Genomic DNA, 20,498 nt, shown 5'->3' with positions numbered 1-20,498 from the left:
TATAAATACTGCCCCGAGAAGAGTTATCCGTATGAATAGGACTGATAGGATATTAGGGGGAGACGTAAGCTTATAACTTTGTTTTATATCTCTATATATGTAGCGAGCTGATTAAATTCTTAATAGAAATATAAAAAACAGCTCAAGAAAGTTTCTTAACTATCTTGAGCTGATTAAAACATTATTATTAATTAAAGGGAGATGTTACAGAGTATGAATAAACTTTCTAAAATGAGTAAGTCCCTCTTGATTTAATTTAAAAACACCAGCGTCTTCTAATACACGAGTGAACTTCTTACCTAAGGCAGCTTGTATAAATGCATTGATTTCACTGCCGTCGTAAAGTGCTTTTAGTTCCTCAGCCCAAGGAAGATGATAGGGTTTAACCTCTACTTCTTGGCCTTGTATGTATGCCTTAACTTCTTCTAGTTCGTTAAGAAGACGTCCAGGTAAAATGGCAAGCCCCATGACTTCAATTAAACCGATATTTTCTTTTTTAATATGATGTACATCAGCATGAGGGTGGAAGATACCTAGAGGATGTTCATCTGATGTACGGTTGTTGCGTAGTACAACATACATCACATAATTTTCCCTAGTTTTTTTTGCAATCGGTGTAATGGTATTATGTCTAGTACCATCTGTTTCAGCTAAAATATTTACTTCAGCATCCGAATAAGTCTTCCAAGTTTCATAAATATAGTTTGTGCATTCAGCGACATCTTCTAATTGAGGGCTTGAGAGTTTAATAGTAGTAAGAGGCCAGTTGAGTATTTCAGCAGTAACACAAGGGTAAGTATTAAGTGTAAAAGTTTCGAGTGTTGTAGCACGATTAATAGGGAATTCATAACAACCACCTTGATAGTGCTCATGAGATAAAATGGAGCCTCCTACAATAGGTAAATCAGCATTTGAACCAATAAAATAATGAGGAAATAGCTTAACGAAATCTAATAGATTATAGAAGCTGTTTTTAGTTAAAGACATAGGTTCATGAGTTTGAGAAAGTAAAATACAATGTTCGTTATAATAAAGATAAGGTGAGTATTGAAGCATCCAATCTTTATTGTTAAGATGAAGGGCTATAGTGCGATGATTAGCACGATCGGGATGTGACAAAGTACCTGCATACCCTTCATTCTCAATGCAGAGCAAACAACTTGGATAGTGACTTGCTGGTACATTTTTTAATCTAGCAATTTCCTTTGGGTCCTTTTCAGGTTTGGAAAGATTAATAGTGATATCTAAAGACCCATAAGGAGAAGATGTCCTAAACTCAACATTTTTAGCAATACGATTCATTTTAATATAGTTTGAATTCTGGCTTAATTGATAAAAATAAGAAGTCGCTGATGTTGGGCTATGTTCATAGGCCTTCCAGAAATCGTTTTCAATTCCTTGAGGAGAAGGTAAAAAAACATTCATAATCGTACTAGTAAAGATATCTTTTTCGGCTAAGGTATCTTCGATGAATCCATTATTAACAGCTATATCAGCGAGAGCATCTAAAGTTTCATAGAAGTTTAAGGAACACTTCTCAGAGGGAACAGTATATTCAGTTACCTTATAAAGTGCCATAATACGATTACGTACATAAATAGCATCACGTTTGGTGATTAAAGTATTTTCTATAGCAATGGTAATGAGCCGATTAATAAGGTCGCAAAGAGATGACATAGATTATACCTCCTTATAGCCATGTGGATGGGCTTGATGCCATTTCCAAGCAGAAGCAATAATTTCTTCAATAGCGGTATATTGAGGTTCCCATCCTAAAACACGTTTTGCTTTTTCAGAAGAAGCAATGAGAAGAGCAGGATCACCTACGCGACGTTCACCAATTTGCATAGGAATAGGATGGCCTGTTACTTTGCGAGCAGCTTCGATCATTTCAAGGACAGAGTAGCCACTATTGCTACCTAGATTAAAGATATTACTTTCGCCGCCGTTCATAAGATATTTAAGGGCTAAAATATGAGCATTTACTAAATCTGTTACATGAATATAATCTCTGATGCAAGTACCATCTTCAGTTGGATAATCTTGACCAAATACAGTAATATGAGATCTTTGTCCTAGAGGAACTTGAAGAATGAGAGGAATAAGGTGAGTCTCAGTTGTATGAGCTTCTCCAATAGTGCCACTAAAATCGGCTCCTGCTACATTGAAATATCTTAAGCATACATAGTTTAAGTTATGAGCACCATGAGTCCATTTAAGCATCTTTTCAATAGCAAGCTTTGTTTCACCGTAAGTATTAGTAGGGCAAGTTGTCATATCCTCTGTAATAGGCATAGTTGCAATCTCCCCATAGGTAGCAGCAGTGGAAGAAAAGACTATATACTTAACACCTGTTTCTACTAATGCTTCTAGAAGAGATTCAGTGCCACCTACATTATTATTATAGTATTTAAGCGGATTACTCATCGATTCACCCACTAAAGAGTTCGCAGCAAAGTGGATGACACCATCTACTTTTTCTTTTTCTAAAATCTCTTTAACAGCTGATTTATTTCGAATATCAACTTGGTAAAAAGGGACATTTGAAGGAACACTTTCGATATGACCTGTTTCAAGACTATCTATAACAATAACATCAATTTGATTTTCTGTGAGCTGTTTAACTGCGTGAGAACCAATATAACCAGCACCACCAACAACTAAAATTTTCATATGCATACCTCCTAGGTTATTTCTGTTTTTATTTTAGCATAAAGCATTCAAGAAACAATGAAAACCGTATTTAAGCTAAACGAATAGGACCAGCATTAGCTGTAGCAATGTAAAAAGAAGCTGCGTATCCCATTACTTCTTGATATTGTTTTCCGACTTGTTCGATAAAACTATCAATCTTTTCTTCTGGAACAAGACTGATAGCACAGCCACCAAAACCAGCACCAGTCATACGGGCTCCTATAGCACCTGCATTTAATGCAGCTTCTACTAGTGTGTCTAGAGCTTTACCTGTTACACAGTAGTCGTCTTTTAAAGAAACGTGAGAAGCTGTAAGAAGCTCACCAAAGGTCTTCAAATTCTTATCAAAAAGGACTTTATGAGCGGTGATAACACGTTCATTTTCAGTAATAACATGTTTTACACGCTTGTAAAGCGTATCATTTTGTAAATAACCCTTAATATGATCTAGTTCCTGACTAGGTAAGTCACAAAGATGCTCTATTGTATAATGTTTCTTTAAAATAGCTAAGGCTTCTTGACATTCAGCAAAACGTTCATTATATTTAGAGTCCGCTAATTCGCGGCGCTTATTCGTATTCATAATAATAAGTTTGTAACCATCTAGTTCAAGGGGAATGTATTGATATTTTTGAAGGGCACAATCTAAAAGTAGTGCTTTATTTTTTTCGCCTAAAGCAATAGCAAATTGATCCATAATACCACTGTTAACACCAATATAATGATTTTCAACGTACTTGCCAATGAGAGCCATTTGAACAGGATCAAGGTTCAGTTCATAAAGATCAGAGCAAAGTTTACACATAAGCACTTCGAGAGAAGCTGAAGAAGAGAGTCCAGAACCATTAGGGAGTGTACCTAAAACAACTAGATTTAATCCACAAGTAATCTCATGATTTTGTTCTTGCAAGGTTTCAAGTACGCCTTTTATGTAATTACACCATTCATGTTTAGGATTGAAGCTTAAATCATCTAAACTAAAGGAAACAAGACCTAAAGATTCAAAGTTCATGGAGTAAGCTTGAAATAAGTTATCCTCACGTTTGCTTACAAAAGCGTAGGTACCTTGAGAAATAGCACAAGGAAAAACAAGGCCGCCATTATAGTCGATATGTTCTCCGATTAAATTAACGCGGCCGGGTGCAAAAAACGTAGCAGTAGGTGTTTCTTGGAATAAATCCTTAAACTTTTGTATAGCTTGTTCTAGTGACATAAAAATACCTCCTATTGATTAAGTTAGTTTCATTATAATATTTTAGTAAAATAAATCAAGTTGTTTTACTAAAATATTATAATTATTTTACTTGTTTAGGTTGATAAGTACATACAGTCATACTATAATAAAATAAAAGAGACAATAAAACGTTAATAGACACAGTTGTTACAGGATTATCATGATAAGCAATAGTTATTGATGAAAGTAACCTAACAGTAGGTGTCTTAGATGATATAGAAAAGTGAAATAAAATAAGTAGTAAAACGGTAGTAAAAGGAGGAAATAATAGTGGCAACTATGAAAGAAGTAGCGGAAAAGGCAGGGGTATCTATTGCGACTGTTTCTAGAGTACTTAATTTAGATACGACGCTTAATGTGTCAGAAGAAACGAAACAAAGAATTTTTGAAACAGCAGAAGCTATGCAATATACGACGCATCATAAGAAGAAAGAAAAACGTCAACTGAGTATAGGTATTGCTCAGTGGTATACACATAATCAAGAATTAACAGATCCTTATTATCTTGCTCTTAGATTAGCGGTAGAAAAAAAGTGCGATGAAGAGCAGATAAGCTTTAGAAGAATAGCACCGTATGAAAAGGATTCAGATATAAGGGGTTTAGATGGGATTATTGCTATTGGAAAGTTTGGAGAAGAAGAAATAGAAAGATTAGAAGCGTACAGTATTCCTATTACTTTTGTAGATTCATCACCTGATGATGAAAAATATGATGCAGTTATGACTGATTATAGAAAAGGTGTTTGGAAAGCCCTATCCTATCTAGTAGAAATGAAGCATAGTACTATCGGTTACATTGGTGGAGAAGAGTTTGTTGGAGGAAGTATAGAACCTTTAATGGATGAAAGAGAAGCAACGTATATTCAGTTTATGAAGGAACAAGGAAATTTAAATGAAGCCTTTATTTATAAGGGAAGATTTACACCTGAAGATGGTTACTTATTAATGAAAAAAAGTCTTGAAAACCCGGCTCATCCAACGGCTTACTTTGTAGCCAGTGATCCAATGGCCATAGGTGCGTATAAAGCGGTTGCAGAAGCAGGAATGGAAGTAGGAAAAGACATTAGCTTAATAGGATTTGATGATATTTATTCTTCTCAGTTTTTGATGCCAGCTTTAACTACTATTAAAGTGCATACGGAGTTTATGGGAAAAACAGCAGTAGAAACATTGCAAGAAAGAGTTAGGAGTCAAAGAGTGTTACCTAAAAAAATTCTTATTCCAACTAAGCTTATAGTAAGAGAAAGTTGCTGTAGTCAATAAAAGTTAAAAGTTATATAATATTTTTATTGTTTAGATTATGGTTAAATTAAAATAAGGATGGGAGATTAGCAAAGATGAAAATAGTAAGTAAGGACATAACCTTTGCTTCTGGTGAAAAGGTTACAAAATATGAATTAAGTAATACAGCGGGAATGACAGTGGAAGTGTTAAATTGGGGAGCAACACTCACTAAAATAGTGGTTCCAGATAAAGAAGGTCATTTTGAAAATGTCATTTTAGAGTGGGAAGATATAAATACCTACGAGAATAATCCTGGTAATTTTGGAGCGACAGTAGGTAGAATTGCTGGTAGAATAGCAGATGCAAAGGTGACTTTAAATCATCAGGTTTATCATTTTGTAAAAAATACCTATGGAAACACATTACATGGTGGTTTAGTTGGATTTGATAAAAAAGCTTGGACGGGTGAAATGCAGCAAACAGAGGATTCTGTTATTTTAACTTTAAGTTATTTGAGCCCAGATGGAGAAGAAGGATTCCCAGGGAATTTACATGTAAAAGCCATCTATCTATTAAAAGAAGATAATACACTTACTTTAACTTATGAAGCTACTACAGATAAGGAAACAATCGTTAATCTTACTAATCATGCTTATTTCAACTTGTCAGGAGAAGCGAAACGTTCTGTTTTAGAACAAGAAGTGTATATTAATAGTAGTCAGATTTGTGACTTAAATGAAGAACTTATTCCTACAGGTGCTTTTATAGATTTGGATAACGAAAGTGCTTTTGATTTTAGAATACCAAAAGCTATTGGAAAAGACATTGAACGAGAAAATCCTCATTTAAAAAATGGGTATGGTTATGATCATTGTTGGCTACTTAATAAAGGCGAAAAAGCTGCAGAATTATATGATCCTGTATCAGGACGAGTAATGGAGATTAGTACTACTGCCCCAGGGGTAGTTGTTTATACTATGAATCACGCAGATGGTGTAACAAAGCTTTCAAATGGTAAGGGACAACAAAGAAGATATGGTGTGTGTTTTGAAACACAAAGAAAGCCTATTGGTAAAAATGAAGTATTTAAGGAAGAGGTTATTCTAAAACCTAGTGAAGTTTATAGACAAGAAACAACATTTAAATTTGGTAACAGATAAATATTAGTAAAAAGAGCCAAAAGCTAAGAGGAGCTTTTGGCTCTTTTTATGTAATTTTGTACTAAACTAACGTTGACAATAAGAGGACTACAATATATAATTAATTTGTAACAATTAGTTAATATTTTAAATAAGTAATTAATAAAAGCAATTATTTATTAACAGATCATCTATAAACAATCTTTAGGAGGATCCCATGAAGTATCATAAGCTGATAATGGTAGGTATTTTGGTAGCAGGTATAACAACACAAACACAAGCAGCAGTATATGGTAGTTTAAAGCAAGATGTACAGGTGAACACCGAAGCAGGTGAAAAGCTTGTAAAAGCAGCTGGTCAGGGTGTCAGTATTTTAGAAGTAGATGAACATAATTACTTGATTAATATTCAAGGTAATACGAATCAATACGTAAGTAAAAATCTTGTAGAGATAGCAGGAGTTATTACGACAACCTTAAGTGATGAAACAAAATTAAGAGAAGAACCTACAGGTGAGAGTGCTCTTTTAACTTATTTAAAAGCTAATACCATGGTAATGGTCTTAGAAAAGCAAAATGAATTTTATAAGGTAAAAGTAGACGATTCAGTAGGATACATATATAAGGGACAATTAAATACGGATGGTTTAGATGCAGTACCGAGTAAATCATCTTTAGGTGAAGAAATTGTTGATTATGCTAAAGGATATTTGGGTGGCCGCTATGTTTATGGTGGCAATAATCTAGAAACGGGTGTAGATTGCTCGGGATTTACAAGCCAAATTATGAAGCGTTTTGGCATTAGCTTAGAAAGAAGCTCAAGATCTCAATATAGCAGTAATGGCTATCGTATATCAGAAGGTGAACTTCAACCAGGAGACTTAGTTTTTTATGGAAATAATGGCTACATCAATCATGTAGCGATTTATGCAGGAAACGGGCAAATTATTCATGCTAGTGATGAAAGTACAGGTATACGTATGAGTAGCCTTTACTATGGTAAACCATTAATAGGATGTAAAAGAGTTGTTGATTAATATAGCAAAGATATTAAATATTTATATAGAGAAGAAATAATAAATCTGTAATCATTTTATGAATAACAGATAAAACCTTTGAGAGATTGATAGATAAAACAATAAATACATATAGGGGGACAGTATGAGAGGCAAACAATTAGGTATTTTAGGCGGTCTATTAATAGCGATGACAATGTTTACAACTAACTTATTTGCATCAGAAATTGAGATAGGAGTAGTTACTCAAAAAAGTAGTGCTTACTACTCTGCAGATGTATTAGGAGAAAAGGCAGGGTATGTCTTTGAAGGTGAAAGTTTAACCATAGTAGAAGAAGTAGATGGCTTCTATGGTGTCTTATTAGAAGAAGATGAATTAGTATATATAGAGAAGTCTTGTTTGCAGGTGGAACAGTTAGAGGAAGAAAAGGATGAAACTGAAGAAGTAACTACAACAAATGAAGTAGTGAATGAACCTCAACCAGTGAAAGAAGAAGTTGCCCCAGTTCCTAAAAAAGAAGAGGTTAAGATTTCAAAAGGTGAAGAAGTAGTAGCTTATGCTAAGCAATTTATTGGAACACCTTATAGAAGTGGAGGCAATAGTTTAACTAAAGGTGTAGATTGTTCTGGATTCACACAACAAGTCTTTTTAAAGTTTGGTGTGAAGTTACAAAGATCTTCTCGTAGTCAATATGCGAGTAATGGCAAGAAAGTAACCAAGGATCAATTGCAGCCAGGAGATTTAGTATTTTACGGTTATAATGGTAGTGTTAATCATGTAGCTATATACATAGGCAATGGTCAAATTATTCATGCACCAGTACCAGGAAAATCTGTTTGCATAGAACCATTATGGCAGAGAGGCTGTGCACCTATTATTGGATATAAACGTGTTGTTTAAAATATAAAAAGTATAAAAAATAGTTCTACTTCGTGTAGAGCTATTTTTTTGTGGGATAAAAAATTGAGAAAAAAGTAGATAGTGCTCTGATTTATTATGCAAAAAAATTAGTAGTTTATAGGAAAAATGGAGAATTAAGTGTGATAGAAGAGGTGCCGGTATATACTAAGAAAAAACAAAATTAGGTGAAGCGATGGAAAGACAAAAACAGCCACAAATAAGAGTAGGTTATGCTTGTATTAATTTATCTATAAAAGAATCTTTTAGAAACTTTAGATTATCAGCCGTGCAAAAGCAGGATGAGGAAAAAATAACAGAGGTTATGTGGCATAATATAAGGCTTTTAAAGAAGATTATAGATTATAATATCAAACATAATATATATGTTTATCGAGTGAGTTCAGATTTAATTCCTTTTTGTACACAACCTTATGTCAAAACACTTTATGAGGAAAGAGTATTGCAAAACCACGAGATGCAACAATATTTAAGAGATATTCACTCTTTACAAGAAAAATATCAACTTAGATTGAGTATTCATCCCAGCCAATTTAATGTCCTTGCCAGTCCGAAGAAAGAGGTAGTTAATAGGTCTATTGCAGAAATCAATGAGCAGACAAGATGGAGTAAATTGTTGGGCGTATCGAATGTGGTATTACACATAGGAGGAAGTTATGGCAATAAGGAGGAAGCCTTAAGGCGATTTAAGGCAAATGTAGGGTATGTGGATTGCAAGCTTATTTCTATAGAAAATGATGATAAGACCTATAATGCACAAGAAGTTTGCTCTTTGTGTCAAGATTTGAAATTAAAGTGGGTGTATGACTATCATCATTGTCGTTGTCATCCCAGTCCGGATTGTGCAATAGAAGAACTTTTGGAAATTTATCCACCAGATAAATATCACCTTTCTACAGGAACGCCTCATTATGATTCTAGACCCCATGCAGAGTTAATTAGTAAAGGGGATTATAGGGGCCTTATTAAGTTGCTGGAGAAAGGTAATATTTTAAAAGCGGATGTAATCTTTGAGGCTAAGCTAAAAAATAAAGCTATTACAGCTATTTTAGAGCCTAAAGAACAAGGATATTGGATTTTAAAAGGCGAGAATAAGGAATAAACTACTTTAAAATGAGAAAACTAATGCTGACCTAAATAAGTAATAAGGAGATAGCAAATTGAAAAATATTAAAAAGTATTTAAAAAGAGTAGTAGCCATTGGACTGGCGATCATGTGTAGTTTACCGGTTTTGGGAGCTCCTACCAAGAAACTTCCCATTTACTGTGTGAATACTAATGGAGAAAAGAAAGTGGCGCTTTCTTTTGATGCTGCATGGGGAGCAGATGACACAGATGAATTATTAGCTACTTTGGATAAGTATCAAGTTAAAGCCACTTTTTTTATTGTAGGAGATTGGGTTAGAAAATATCCAGATATGGTAAAAAAATTAGCAGATGCAGGGCATGATATTGCTAATCATTCCAATAAACATCCACATATGAACCAGATGAGTAAAGATGCTATTAAAAAAGATATTATGGCTGCTCATGAGGCTTTAAAAAATGTAACAGGACAAGAAGCTAATTTGTTTAGGCCTCCTTATGGAGAATACAACAATGCAGTTATTGAAGCAGCACAAGAATGTAATTACTACACAGTGCAGTGGGATGTGGACTCTCTAGATTGGAAAGAATATGGTTTGCAACAACTTATAGATAAAGTTGTTAAGCATAAAAATTTAAGACCAGGTTCTATTGTACTTCTTCACAATAATGCTAAATATACTGCAAAAGCTTTAGATAGTATTATAAAAGGGTTAATTGATCAAGGCTATACCCTCGTGCCAATTTCAGAACTTATTTTGAAGGATGTTCCCTACACTTTAGACCATGAAGGTAGACAACAACCAGTTCGTTAAAATAAAACTGCTTACGCGAAAAAGCATTTTATAAGTTTCTATGCAAGGAACTAAAAATGATTTAAGCTAGTAAGCAGTTTTTTATATATTGAATAGATTTATTCTAATTCCTCTATTTGTTTGATAAATAGAGGAAGCATTAATTGATCGAGTTCTATACTTAAACGAATAACTTCTGGGGAGAGCAGATTATAGTTATTTTGAATAATGATATGAGCTAGCTTTCTTTTTAATTTGATAATATAAGCAGAATTAGGTGTTTCCATGGAAATAGTGCCTCTCTTTATAATATAGCAACTTGGTGTTAAATAAAAAGACTATTATATCCTATGAAAGGATGAGCTAAAAAGTGAATAGTTAATAAATAATAATTGAATTTGGCATAAATCATTTATTTTAGGAATAAGATGTTAAAGGCAGACAAACCTGTTAAAGAACAAATAGAGGATAAGGAGAGGGTAGGAATGGTAGAACACATATTAGAAAACAATGAGGTTGTACTCATCGGAAAGGTAGTAAGTGATATAAAATTTAGCCATAAGGTTTATGGTGAGGGGTTTTATACTTTTGAACTAGAGGTACCTAGGTTAAGTAGTTCAGCGGATATTTTACCGGTTACCATTTCGGAAAGAATACTACCATCTATCGGCAATGTACAAGGAAAGGTTTTAGAAGTTCTAGGACAATTTCGTTCTTACAACCAATATGAAGAAGGTAAGAATAGACTCATACTAACAGTATTTATATTAGAAGTTAAAGAGGTTTCAGAACAAGAGTTAGCTAAAAATAAAAATTATATTTATTTAAATGGTTATGTGTGTAAAGAACCTATTTATCGTACAACACCATTTGGTAGAGAAATCACAGATTTACTGTTAGCAGTTAATAGATCTTATCATAAGTCAGACTACATTCCTTGTATTACTTGGGGGCGCAATGCAAGGTTTGCACAAAATCTAGCGGTAGGAGATCATATTCAAGTATGGGGACGTATTCAAAGTAGAATTTATCAGAAGAAGTTAGAAACAGGCGATACGGCTACTAAGATTGCTTATGAAATATCTATTAGTAAAATGGAAACAGTAGACGAGAATGGTAATAGTAGCAGTAGTACTGAAGTTCTAGAAGCAGAATAAAATACATATTAAGGCGATACTCTCAGGGTGTCGCCTTTGTTGTACAAAAATTTAGAATATGTATAGCTTATTTTTGGAGATATGATATAATAAAGGAGAATAAAAGATTAAACAAATTTATATAAAAATGTAATTATAAGGAAAAATAATCAAAAGTGATGGAATATATTATTATCAAGCAAAAGAGAAAAACAGCAAGTATAGCTATTGATAAAGATTTGAGAGTTGTTGTAAAAGTGCCGAAATATATGTCGCAAACAGCCATAAAAAAGCTAGTAGCTGAGCATGAAACGTGGATTGAAACAACACTGGAGAAGAAAAAAGTACTTTATGAAACACAAGATTTTATAAAAACAGGAAGACTTCTTTACTTAGGAAATTATTGGCCGGTTACCTTTGAAAATGGAAATAATCAGCAAGGGAAGGTAGTCTTTAATGAAACCAGTGGATTTAAAATTCAAACCACAGGTGATGAAAAACAAATAAGAGGATTAGTAGAGTTGTTTTTTAAAGAACGAGCTAAGATTTATCTAAAAGAACTTTCAGATGAGTATGCAGCACGTTTAGGCGTACAATATCATAAAATAACTATTAGAAAACAAGCCACTAGATGGGGGAGTTGTTCTAGGCAAGGTAATCTATCTTATAATTTAAAGATTCTTTGTGCACCAACCGATATGATTGCTTACGTGGTTCTTCATGAAGTGATGCACTTAAGGCATTTTAATCATAGCCAGGCTTTTTGGAAGGCTGTGGAAGAGGAAATGCCGGATTATAAAAGGCGCATGAATTACTTTAAGCAATTTGGACAAAACTTTATGATATAATGTATGGGTATCTAAGGAGGCAATAAAATGGAGAATGGACTTGTCCAAGTGTACTATGGTACAGGGAAAGGAAAAACAACAGCAGCTATAGGACTAGGTGTTAGAGCTATAGGAAATGATTATAAAGTTATTATGATTCAATTCTTAAAAAATGATATGACGGGTGAATGCCGTGTCTTAAAGGATTTAGAACCGTATTTCAAGGTATTTCATTTTGAAAAAAGACGAGGGTTCACTTGGCAATTAAATCCAGAAGAAAAGCAGGAGTTAAGAAGTGAAACAACTAATGCTTTAAAATTTGCAAGTAAAGTAATGGATACTGGAGAATGTGATGTTCTTATTTTAGACGAGGTACTTAATTCTGTAGAAGCAGGGATTATTTCTGAAGATGAACTCTATGAACTTATTTGTAATAAGTCAGACGATGTGGAGTTAGTGCTTACAGGGCGTAAGCTACCTATTCGTATTGCAGAAAAAGCAGATTATATTAGTCATATCGATGATATCAAGCATCCAACGGAAAAAGGTAGAGATGCCAGAGCTGGAATAGAATATTAATGATTACGGGTAATAAAATTAAAAGCCGAGAAGGTTGTAGAACTTAAATGTTATACAAACCTTCTCGGCTTTTTTAGAGTTCATTTAGTGCTTTGCATCTAATAAATGTTCCATATTATAAAGACCTGGAGCCTTATGAACTAAGAATTTAGCAGCATTAATAGCACCTACAGCAAAAACTTCTTTAGAAGTCGCTTGATGAGTAAGTGAAATGAACTCATCATTACCAGCAAAGAGAATTTCATGTTCTCCTACAATGGTGCCACCACGTACTGCGTGAATACCAATTTCATTCTTTGGTCTCTTTTCACGTACAGTAGTGCGGTCATAGCGATAGTTATAACTATGATCTAAAGTATCATTAATAGCATCAGCAATAGCAAGCGCTGTACCGCTAGGGGCATCAATTTTTTGATTATGGTGTTTTTCAATGATTTCAATATCAAAACCACTACCAGCTAGTACCTCAGTAGCACGTTTAGCTAAAGCGATAAGGAGATTAACACCTAAGGACATATTAGCAGAAAAGAAAATAGGTATTTGTGTACTTGCCTCTTTTAAGTAATCAATATCCTCAGGAGATAAGCCTGTTGTACAAACAACAGCAGGAATATGACGAGAAACGCAGTAATCAATAAGGCCTTTTACAGCAGTAGCTGTAGAAAAGTCGATAATGACATCTACAGGTACATCACATTCATCTATTTTAGCGAACACAGGGAAAGGATTGGGCGGGTCTAAATAAGGGTCTACACCTGCTACTAATTCAATGTCATCATGTTGTTTCAGCAATCTACTAATGGTTTGCCCGATTTTACCATTGCAACCATGCATTAATAATTTTATCATAGGGGTCATCCTTTCTTATACTAATAGGCCAGCATTTGTAAGTGCATTTTTAAGTCCTGGTAAGTGAGCTTCTTCTAATGTGGTAAGAGGTAATCTACATGGACCAGCTTCCATACCCATTAAGTTAAGTGCTGCTTTAACAGGAATAGGATTAACTTCACAGAAAAGTGCTTTAATAAGAGGAAGTAATCTTAACTGTAATGCTCTTGCTTCTTTTGTGTGGCCATCTAAATAAAGTTTAACAATATCGTGAGTTTGTTTTGGAGCTACGTTAGATAATACAGAAATAACACCTTTTCCACCTAAAGAAAGAATAGGAATAATCTGATCATCATTTCCAGAGTAAATAGGGAAATCATCTCCGCAAAGAGCAGCAATCTCAGCAACAGTCGAAATATTGCCTGTAGCTTCCTTGATTCCTTGAACAAAATCATATTTAGAAAGTTCATAAACGGTTTGAGGATTAATAGTCACACCTGTACGGCTAGGGACACTATAAAGAATCATAGGCAAATCAACAGCTTTTCCAATGGCTGTGAAATGTTCAACTAACCCTTTTTGAGTAGCTTTATTATAATAAGGTGTTACTTGAAGGGTTGCATCTGCTCCTAAAGCCTTTGCATTTCTAGTTAAATTAATACCATGTCTTGTATCATTACTTCCAGTACCTGCAATAACTGGAACTCTGCCAGCAGTACGGTCTACAGCTACTTTGATGCATTCAAGATGCTCGTCATCTGTCATCGTTGAGGCCTCACCAGTGGTGCCACAAATAATAATAGCATCTGTACCATTACTAATTTGGAAATCAATATATTCCTCTAGTTTACCAAAGTTAATGTCTCCATTTTCATAAAATGGTGTAACGATTGCTACACCTGCGCCTTCAAAAATTGCCATTGTATCATCCTCCGTTTTTATTATAGTGGTAGGACTAACTTTGATAAAAAATATCTTTTGCTACTAGTCTATTCAATGCATCGTATGAAAGATACTGTTATCAAAAATTAGTCAAATAAAAAAACCAGCTTCTAGAGGCTGGCTACACGCATAATCATCATAAAATAGATATAAATAAACTTATGATTATATGTAGCACTCCATCCTTATTGTATAATAAAGGATGACAGTTGTATAGCTATTAACCAGACAACCAGAAATAAATAGTACAAGCTATTTAATCTTCGGCGATTACCCCTTTTGACTATAATCCTCTTTTCTTGTAAAAATCCTATAATCTACTCTTGGCAACCGCGCCTCTACAAAATATTGAATTGTGTAGAATATAACATTTTAATACGAAAAAGTCAATAACAAAAGAAGTAATTGTTGATTAAAATTTAATAATTATAAAAATACAAATAAAATGTATAAAAAGTTTTATATTGCCACATACTCTAATAGATTTTATTGAGTTAGAGGAGTCGATGATATGAAAAATAAAGAAAAGCTATTTGATGCACTATCACCAGAAGACCAAATGAAGTTAGAAATAGCCGAAGAACTAGGCTTATTAGATAAAGTACAAGAAGGAGGTTGGAAGGCTCTTAGTGCCAAAGAGACAGGTCGTATTGGAGGGTTAATGACTAAGAAAAAGAGAGAGCTTAATAAAGCAGCAGAAGAAGCCAATAACAGCAAATAGAGCAGCTTTAAGAAAAGAGCCACTTAGGAGAAATAAATAATCTCTTAAGTGGCTTTTGTTATATATATTTATTTAAATAAGCTTTGTTAAATGTATTTACTTAAATAGCATCTTGATTTATATCTGATTTTAATAAAAGTCTCAAGCTATTAATACGATTATTAACTGTTTCTTCTACTATAAAGTTAATATTTTTATAGCTAATTTGTTCTCCTTCAGTAGGGAAACGATCGAATAGACCGATAACAAAACCACCTATAGAATCAAAATCATTGGAAATAATATCGAGTCCTAACTCTTCATTAACTTCAGAAATACGAGAAGTACCATCTACTACATATTCCTCTTCGCTAACTTTAACGAAGTCATCTTGAACAGAGTCGTATTCGTCATTAATATCTCCTACAATTTCTTCTATCAAGTCTTCCATACTGACAAGACCAGCGGTACCACCATATTCATCTAAGACAATAGCCAGGCCTATTTTTTGAAGACGCATTTCTTTAAAAAGCTCATTGTTATTTTTAAATTCATGAACAAAATAGGCTTCTCTTAAGTAATCGCTTACTTTAAAGTGTTGTGGTGAAATGCCATTAAAAATAAGATCTTTAATATGAAGAACACCTACAATATGGTCATGAGTTTCCTGATAAACAGGCATTCTAGAAAATTGTTCTTCTTTATATAAAGTGAGGATTTCTTCATAGGTTGCATCTAAATCAACGCATATCATGTCTGTACGTGGTACCATAATATCTTTTGCACAGGACTGACCAAAATCAAATACATTATAAATCATTTGTTTTTCCTCAGTCTCTAGGACACCTTCTTCGTGACTTACTGTCACAATTGTTCTAAGTTCATCTGTTGTAATAAAAGGTTTAGTAGCATCAGGCTTGCCACCAAGTAGACGAATGATACCATTAGTAATAAACATGAGAATTTTAACAACGGGTGTAAAAATAGTAACGATGATAGAGATAGGTCGTACGACTAACAGTGCTATCTTTTGTGCATTTTGAGTAGATAAAGATTTAGGTGTAATTTCACCAAAAATAAGAATGAGTAAAGTCATAATACCAGTTGCAATACCTACACCTAAGCTACCATCTGATCCGCCACTAAGATTAATGGCTATTACAGTAGCTAAGGAAGAAGCAGCAATGTTAACTAGGTTATTACCTACTAGAATAGCACTAAGTAGTTTGTTAGAATCTTCTAGGAGCTTATCTAGTAATTTAGCACCTTTAACATTTTGCTCAACCATATAACGCACTTCTATTTTACTAATGCTCATAAGTGCTGTTTCTGAAGCCGAGAAAAAGCCAGAGCCTAAAAGTAAAATAATTAAAATAACAATCTGTACCGATAACGATGGGTCCAACTTAAAATCACTCTCCTATAAATTAATTTAAAAATCAGTATATCTCCTTAATATGTATAAGCTATGAAAAGGAGAAGAAGAAATATAAAAAGATTACTACTAATATATTCCTAATACTGATATCATAACATACGAAATTAAAAAAACAATAACAATGACATAAAGTTGGTTTTATACGGTGAAAGGGGTAGCTTAAAAATGTAAAAATGGCTATAATAATAAGGTTAGAATAAATGGCGTAAAAGAGGTGTGGAAATGGAAAGCTATAATCAGTTTGCTAATGTATATGATTTGTTTATGGAAGATACACCTTATGAGAACTGGTTTTCTTATATAGAAGCGAGTTTAAATAAATACAATTTGAGTCCTAAGTCGGTATGTGAGCTTGGCTGTGGTACAGGTCAAATGACGTCTTTGTTTGCTAAAAAGGGACTAGAAGTAATAGGAATTGATTTGTCAGCCGAAATGCTAATGATGGCTCAAGATCATGCCTTTGAAGATGAATTAGAAATTTTATATTTATTACAAGATATGGCTAGTTTTGAATTGGGAGAGCCTGTAGATTTTATTTGTAGCTGCTGTGATTCTATGAACTATTTATTAGAAGAAGAAGAACTACTACAGTCTTTTTTGAGAGTTAAGCGTTTTTTAAAACCCTCAGGATTATTTATTTTTGATATGAATACCCCCTATAAATATAAAGAAGTATTAGGAAATCAAATTTTTGCAGATCAAACTGAAGAAGCGGCTTATATTTGGACAAACTACTATGATGAAGAAGAGGAAATCAATGAGTATGAAGTAAGCTTTTTTATTCAGGATGAAGATGGCAAATATGATAGAAGTATAGAAAATCATTATCAAAGAGCGTATAGCATGGAGCAAGTTAAGGCTTTATTAGAGAAAGCTGGTCTTGAGGTTTTAGAGGTGAATGATAACTATAGTAATAAGCCATTAGTGGAGCTTTCTGAAAGAGCAACCTTTATTGTAAGAAATAATGGATAAAAGGACATAAATAGTTTGATAAAGAAAGGATGTAATAAAATGAAAACTAAAGACTATATGATTAGAGGAATAGATAAAGAAAGAAACTTTAGATTTTTTGGGACTAATACAAAGGAACTTGTCAATACTGCTTGCATTAATCATGGATTAACACCAGTAGCAGCTGCTGCTTTAGGTAGAACATTAACAGGAGTTGCTATGATGGGAAGCATGCTTAAAAGAGATGAAGACCGTGTAAGCATCATTATTAAAGGAGATGGGCCACTAGGTGGTATTATTGCTGAATCTAATGGGGCTGGAGATGTAAAAGGCTATGTTTATAATCCTCATGTAGACTTGCCACTCAATGAGTTTGGTAAACTAGATGTAGCAGGTGCTGTAGGAAATGCCAATATGACTGTAATGAAGGATCTTGGTCTTAAGGAACCTTACTCAGGCCAGGTACCTATGCTTTCTGGTGAAATTGCAGAAGACATTAGCTTTTACTTCGCTGTATCAGAACAAACTAATTCAGTCGTTATGTTAGGTGTTTTAGTGGATGTAGATTATAGTATTAGACAAGCAGGTGGTATTATTATTCAAGTGTTACCTGACGCAGATGATGATGCCATTACTCAATTAGAGGAAAAAATCAAAGGGTTTAAATCTTTAACGGCGTGCTTAGAAAAAGGACAGTCTATCGAGTATGTTTTAGAAAATCTTTTAGGTGAGATTGAAATCATGGATACAACAGAAGTAAGATTTAATTGTGACTGTTCTAAAGAACGTATGGAAAGAGCCCTTATTAGTGTTGGGAAAAAAGACTTAGAAGAAATTGCAAAAGAAGATGAAAAAGCAGAGCTTGTATGTCCTTTCTGTAGTAACAAATATCAATTTACTAAAGAAGAATTAGAGGAACTCATTGAGCAAATCTAATTTATACAATTAAAAATAACCTGTCAGAATAACCTGATAGGTTATTTTTAATGATAGACAATAACATAAAACATCATTCATGAAATATTATATAGGATAATGCAAGATGTCAAGCTTAAGGTTATATACTATATAATAAGAACTACAACTATCGAGGTATAAGCCATGTGCTATTATATGCTCTATACATCCAAGTATAAAAAAGAACTATTAGAGAAACTAGAAGAACTAGAGCAAGAAGAAGAAATGGCTAATGAAATAGAAGTAAGGCAAATAGGAAGCGTTTATGAAGTAGCCTGTTTGATGGAAGATACTAAAGAATTTTGTGATGAGCAATTGGCTCATGTGATGAGTGATTTGGTTCAAAAACAGGTTATTAGTAGAGTTTGTATAACCTATTTAAAAAGTAAAGAAGAGTTGAGACATATAGATAAAAGAGATATTATGAATGCCTTTATTAATAATAACTATCTATCAAGGCAAGAAGGCTTTTCTTCTTTTACCTATTATTTATTATATGTACCTATTTTACAGGAAATAAAAAAAACAGGCGTATTTAATATAGAAGGTTGGATACAATTTAGAACTCAAAAATATCAGATTCTATTAAGCGATTTATTAGAACAATTTGTTTTGGATTATAGTATGAAGAAAGAGGTTGTAACTTTTATTAAGCTTATGAGAGATATGAGCATTTTAAGTGTACCATTAGAGGAAATACTACATCTTATTTATAATACAGAAGGGTTGCCACAACTTTATAATAAAGGCATGAAAAATATGACAGGCTTTTATATAAGGCAATACTGTAAGGACCTGTTATTAGATAGTACGTTAACAAGAGAAGATTATATTTTGCATATCCTTATATCGATTAGTCCTAAGCAGCTTATTATTCATCAAAGTGCAAAAGCCAGAGAACAGCAGTTTCTAAAGACATTAGAAATTATTTTTGATGATAATATTAACTATTGCAAGGGGTGCATGTGGTGCAGTAATTAATGTGTAAATACTTATTAATTTTATAATATTCAAATGATAAAAAATATATTATCTATTTAGAGGATTTAGTGTATAATAAAGGAGATTGATAGTGATTATTGGGGGAAAATAAATGGAGTGGTATGTAGGTGTTTTAAAAAAATATGCAGATTTTAGTGGTAGAGCAAGAAGAAAGGAATACTGGATGTTCTTTTTGATTAACATTATTATAGGAATTGTCCTTGGGTTTTTAGCGACAATTCTTAAGACCAGTATATTAAGTACTATTTATTCGCTAGCCGTACTTATACCAGGAATAGCGGTTTGTATAAGAAGATTACATGATATAGGAAAATCAGGTTGGTGGTGGTTTATAGCCTTAATTCCTTTAGTTGGCCCAATTTGGTTATTAGTTTTAGTCTGTACAGAAGGGGATAGTAGTAATAATCAATATGGTTCGAATCCTAAAGCAGTAGTTTAATTAAGTTACTTAATCTAAAATAAAATCACTATCCAATCCAGTAAAAGAGGGTAAAGCTTGCATAATAAGGTTTACTCTTTTTTGATATTCAGATAAATCTTTTATTATTTAAGAGTTTTCATGGTCAATAGAGGAAATTAGTAGTGGTAATAGATTAATATTGATATGATTCTAAGCTCTAAGATAAAGAACAGTAACTTTGAGCATAGCAAGTATTGGACATATGGTATATTAAAAGAAACGATATAAATAAGGAAATAGATTTCCTAGAAATAACAATCAAACAATATTGACATAAGGGCATCAATTGATTAGAATAATTACATTAAGAACGACAAATAACTTCATAAAAATAACTTATTTTGAATAAGAAGAATTTGTTAATACCTATAATATTTATATTTATATTTATAAGTGAATACCAAAAAACAATGATGAGACGAGTAACTTATAACCCCTTTTTCAGAGAGAAGATGCAGTGGTGGGAGTATCTTTAAAGACCATAAGTGAAGACTACCTCGGAGTGATTGTAAAACAATTCGGTGACCCCGTTATCGTCAGTAAAGCGAGTGACTTTAACTTTGGTAAGTTTAA

At 33.2% G+C, this 20,498-nt stretch carries 21 protein-coding genes, 1 riboswitch and 1 other annotated feature (1 of these 23 only partly in view); of the genes, 14 read left to right on the top strand and 7 right to left on the bottom strand.

The features are described from left to right. Positions 1-204: 204 nt before the first annotated feature. The 3 genes from EKH84_RS17735 to EKH84_RS17725 form a co-directional block, all read right to left on the bottom strand. Positions 205-1,677, bottom strand: a complete 1,473-nt coding sequence (locus EKH84_RS17735; RefSeq protein ID WP_127067337.1) for a UDP-glucose--hexose-1-phosphate uridylyltransferase — start codon at positions 1,675-1,677, stop codon at positions 205-207. A gap of 3 nt (positions 1,678-1,680) precedes the next feature. Further along, entirely contained in the window at positions 1,681-2,673 is a 993-nt protein-coding gene (galE, locus tag EKH84_RS17730; RefSeq protein WP_013657945.1) for a UDP-glucose 4-epimerase GalE, read from the bottom strand. 70 nt (positions 2,674-2,743) lie between these two features. Continuing rightward, positions 2,744-3,907, bottom strand: a complete 1,164-nt coding sequence (locus EKH84_RS17725) for a galactokinase (protein WP_127067336.1) — start codon at positions 3,905-3,907, stop codon at positions 2,744-2,746. A 300-nt stretch (positions 3,908-4,207) separates the two neighbouring features. On the opposite strand from EKH84_RS17725, the gene EKH84_RS17720 reads away from it, so the two are divergent. The 6 genes from EKH84_RS17720 to EKH84_RS17695 all read left to right on the top strand — a co-directional run bounded on the left by EKH84_RS17720 (position 4,208) and on the right by EKH84_RS17695 (position 10,126). Next, complete coding sequence (locus tag EKH84_RS17720) at positions 4,208-5,191, top strand: LacI family DNA-binding transcriptional regulator (protein WP_330547620.1); 984 nt, start codon at positions 4,208-4,210, stop codon at positions 5,189-5,191. A 74-nt stretch (positions 5,192-5,265) separates the two neighbouring features. Continuing rightward, positions 5,266-6,312, top strand: coding sequence for an aldose epimerase family protein (locus tag EKH84_RS17715; RefSeq protein ID WP_127067334.1), 1,047 nt, complete (start codon positions 5,266-5,268; stop codon positions 6,310-6,312). 196 nt (positions 6,313-6,508) lie between these two features. Further along, complete coding sequence (locus tag EKH84_RS17710; protein ID WP_127067333.1) at positions 6,509-7,327, top strand: C40 family peptidase; 819 nt, start codon at positions 6,509-6,511, stop codon at positions 7,325-7,327. A 124-nt stretch (positions 7,328-7,451) separates the two neighbouring features. Then, positions 7,452-8,207 carry a C40 family peptidase gene (locus EKH84_RS17705; protein ID WP_127067332.1) on the top strand — a complete coding sequence of 252 codons (756 nt, stop codon included), beginning with the start codon at positions 7,452-7,454 and terminating at the stop codon, positions 8,205-8,207. Positions 8,208-8,400: 193 nt separating this feature from the next. Further along, positions 8,401-9,327 (top strand): UV DNA damage repair endonuclease UvsE, encoded by a 927-nt coding sequence (uvsE, locus tag EKH84_RS17700; RefSeq protein WP_127067331.1) that lies wholly within the window; start codon positions 8,401-8,403, stop codon positions 9,325-9,327. 58 nt (positions 9,328-9,385) lie between these two features. Further along, on the top strand, positions 9,386-10,126 hold the full coding sequence (locus EKH84_RS17695; RefSeq protein ID WP_127067330.1) for a polysaccharide deacetylase family protein: 741 nt from the start codon (positions 9,386-9,388) through the stop codon (positions 10,124-10,126). Between the two features lie 98 nt (positions 10,127-10,224). Here EKH84_RS17695 and EKH84_RS17690 read toward each other — a convergent pair whose 3' ends face one another. After that, positions 10,225-10,392 (bottom strand): Spo0E family sporulation regulatory protein-aspartic acid phosphatase, encoded by a 168-nt coding sequence (locus EKH84_RS17690; protein WP_127067329.1) that lies wholly within the window; start codon positions 10,390-10,392, stop codon positions 10,225-10,227. A 198-nt stretch (positions 10,393-10,590) separates the two neighbouring features. On the opposite strand from EKH84_RS17690, the gene EKH84_RS17685 reads away from it, so the two are divergent. The 3 genes from EKH84_RS17685 (at position 10,591) to EKH84_RS17675 (ending at position 12,647) form a co-directional block, all read left to right on the top strand. After that, positions 10,591-11,262: a single-stranded DNA-binding protein gene (locus tag EKH84_RS17685; protein ID WP_041713830.1), complete on the top strand. Its 672-nt coding sequence runs from the start codon at positions 10,591-10,593 to the stop codon at positions 11,260-11,262. A 158-nt stretch (positions 11,263-11,420) separates the two neighbouring features. Next, positions 11,421-12,089 (top strand): M48 family metallopeptidase, encoded by a 669-nt coding sequence (locus EKH84_RS17680; protein WP_243118685.1) that lies wholly within the window; start codon positions 11,421-11,423, stop codon positions 12,087-12,089. 27 nt (positions 12,090-12,116) lie between these two features. Then, the gene (locus EKH84_RS17675) at positions 12,117-12,647 is read left to right on the top strand and encodes a cob(I)yrinic acid a,c-diamide adenosyltransferase (RefSeq protein WP_127067327.1); all 531 of its coding nucleotides are present in this window, start codon (positions 12,117-12,119) and stop codon (positions 12,645-12,647) included. Between the two features lie 84 nt (positions 12,648-12,731). Here the strand turns inward: EKH84_RS17675 and dapB are convergent, their stop codons facing one another. Further along, complete coding sequence (dapB, locus tag EKH84_RS17670) at positions 12,732-13,496, bottom strand: 4-hydroxy-tetrahydrodipicolinate reductase (RefSeq protein WP_127067326.1); 765 nt, start codon at positions 13,494-13,496, stop codon at positions 12,732-12,734. A gap of 15 nt (positions 13,497-13,511) precedes the next feature. Continuing rightward, the gene (gene dapA / locus EKH84_RS17665) at positions 13,512-14,396 is read right to left on the bottom strand and encodes a 4-hydroxy-tetrahydrodipicolinate synthase (protein WP_127067325.1); all 885 of its coding nucleotides are present in this window, start codon (positions 14,394-14,396) and stop codon (positions 13,512-13,514) included. Between the two features lie 185 nt (positions 14,397-14,581). After that, a riboswitch (Lysine riboswitch) is annotated at positions 14,582-14,766 on the bottom strand. A 162-nt stretch (positions 14,767-14,928) separates the two neighbouring features. Between dapA and EKH84_RS17660 the strand changes: the two genes are divergently transcribed. After that, entirely contained in the window at positions 14,929-15,138 is a 210-nt protein-coding gene (locus EKH84_RS17660; RefSeq protein WP_127067324.1) for a small, acid-soluble spore protein, alpha/beta type, read from the top strand. Positions 15,139-15,238: 100 nt separating this feature from the next. On the opposite strand, the gene EKH84_RS17655 is transcribed toward EKH84_RS17660, so the two are convergent. Further along, positions 15,239-16,522 carry a hemolysin family protein gene (locus EKH84_RS17655; RefSeq protein WP_127067323.1) on the bottom strand — a complete coding sequence of 428 codons (1,284 nt, stop codon included), beginning with the start codon at positions 16,520-16,522 and terminating at the stop codon, positions 15,239-15,241. 255 nt (positions 16,523-16,777) lie between these two features. Here EKH84_RS17655 and EKH84_RS17650 point away from each other — a divergent pair, with 255 nt between their 5' ends. The 4 genes from EKH84_RS17650 (at position 16,778) to EKH84_RS17635 (ending at position 19,904) form a co-directional block, all read left to right on the top strand. Further along, positions 16,778-17,527, top strand: a complete 750-nt coding sequence (locus EKH84_RS17650; RefSeq protein WP_127067322.1) for a class I SAM-dependent DNA methyltransferase — start codon at positions 16,778-16,780, stop codon at positions 17,525-17,527. 39 nt (positions 17,528-17,566) lie between these two features. Further along, entirely contained in the window at positions 17,567-18,442 is an 876-nt protein-coding gene (gene hslO, locus EKH84_RS17645) for an Hsp33 family molecular chaperone HslO (protein WP_127067321.1), read from the top strand. A 165-nt stretch (positions 18,443-18,607) separates the two neighbouring features. Next, the gene (locus EKH84_RS17640) at positions 18,608-19,444 is read left to right on the top strand and encodes a putative sporulation protein YtxC (RefSeq protein ID WP_127067320.1); all 837 of its coding nucleotides are present in this window, start codon (positions 18,608-18,610) and stop codon (positions 19,442-19,444) included. Between the two features lie 112 nt (positions 19,445-19,556). After that, a complete protein-coding gene (locus tag EKH84_RS17635; protein ID WP_127067319.1) occupies positions 19,557-19,904 on the top strand; it encodes a DUF805 domain-containing protein in 348 nt (115 codons plus the stop codon). Between the two features lie 422 nt (positions 19,905-20,326). After that, positions 20,327-20,498: a binding site (T-box leader), on the top strand (it continues 101 nt past the right edge of the window).

This window comes from Cellulosilyticum sp. WCF-2, from assembly GCF_003990395.1.
GTDB classification, from domain to species: Bacteria; Bacillota; Clostridia; order Lachnospirales; family Cellulosilyticaceae; genus Cellulosilyticum; species Cellulosilyticum lentocellum.
Note: the sequence above shows the minus strand (reverse complement) of the source record. Positions and strands in the feature narration are given on the sequence as shown.

Bases quoted from the DNA above. Each gene is read 5' to 3' on its own strand.
- EKH84_RS17735 (WP_127067337.1), bottom strand. From the start codon at position 1,677: ATGTCATCTCTTTGCGACCTTATTAATCGGCTCATTACCATTGCTATA.
- galE (WP_013657945.1), bottom strand. From the start codon at position 2,673: ATGAAAATTTTAGTTGTTGGTGGTGCTGGTTATATTGGTTCTCACGCA.
- EKH84_RS17725 (WP_127067336.1), bottom strand. From the start codon at position 3,907: ATGTCACTAGAACAAGCTATACAAAAGTTTAAGGATTTATTCCAAGAA.
- EKH84_RS17720 (WP_330547620.1), top strand. From the start codon at position 4,208: ATGAAAGAAGTAGCGGAAAAGGCAGGGGTATCTATTGCGACTGTTTCT.
- EKH84_RS17715 (WP_127067334.1), top strand. From the start codon at position 5,266: ATGAAAATAGTAAGTAAGGACATAACCTTTGCTTCTGGTGAAAAGGTT.
- EKH84_RS17710 (WP_127067333.1), top strand. From the start codon at position 6,509: ATGAAGTATCATAAGCTGATAATGGTAGGTATTTTGGTAGCAGGTATA.
- EKH84_RS17705 (WP_127067332.1), top strand. From the start codon at position 7,452: ATGAGAGGCAAACAATTAGGTATTTTAGGCGGTCTATTAATAGCGATG.
- uvsE (WP_127067331.1), top strand. From the start codon at position 8,401: ATGGAAAGACAAAAACAGCCACAAATAAGAGTAGGTTATGCTTGTATT.
- EKH84_RS17690 (WP_127067329.1), bottom strand. From the start codon at position 10,392: ATGGAAACACCTAATTCTGCTTATATTATCAAATTAAAAAGAAAGCTA.
- EKH84_RS17685 (WP_041713830.1), top strand. From the start codon at position 10,591: ATGGTAGAACACATATTAGAAAACAATGAGGTTGTACTCATCGGAAAG.
- EKH84_RS17680 (WP_243118685.1), top strand. From the start codon at position 11,421: ATGGAATATATTATTATCAAGCAAAAGAGAAAAACAGCAAGTATAGCT.
- EKH84_RS17675 (WP_127067327.1), top strand. From the start codon at position 12,117: ATGGAGAATGGACTTGTCCAAGTGTACTATGGTACAGGGAAAGGAAAA.
- dapB (WP_127067326.1), bottom strand. From the start codon at position 13,496: ATGATAAAATTATTAATGCATGGTTGCAATGGTAAAATCGGGCAAACC.
- dapA (WP_127067325.1), bottom strand. From the start codon at position 14,396: ATGGCAATTTTTGAAGGCGCAGGTGTAGCAATCGTTACACCATTTTAT.
- EKH84_RS17660 (WP_127067324.1), top strand. From the start codon at position 14,929: ATGAAAAATAAAGAAAAGCTATTTGATGCACTATCACCAGAAGACCAA.
- EKH84_RS17650 (WP_127067322.1), top strand. From the start codon at position 16,778: ATGGAAAGCTATAATCAGTTTGCTAATGTATATGATTTGTTTATGGAA.
- hslO (WP_127067321.1), top strand. From the start codon at position 17,567: ATGAAAACTAAAGACTATATGATTAGAGGAATAGATAAAGAAAGAAAC.
- EKH84_RS17640 (WP_127067320.1), top strand. From the start codon at position 18,608: ATGTGCTATTATATGCTCTATACATCCAAGTATAAAAAAGAACTATTA.
- EKH84_RS17635 (WP_127067319.1), top strand. From the start codon at position 19,557: ATGGAGTGGTATGTAGGTGTTTTAAAAAAATATGCAGATTTTAGTGGT.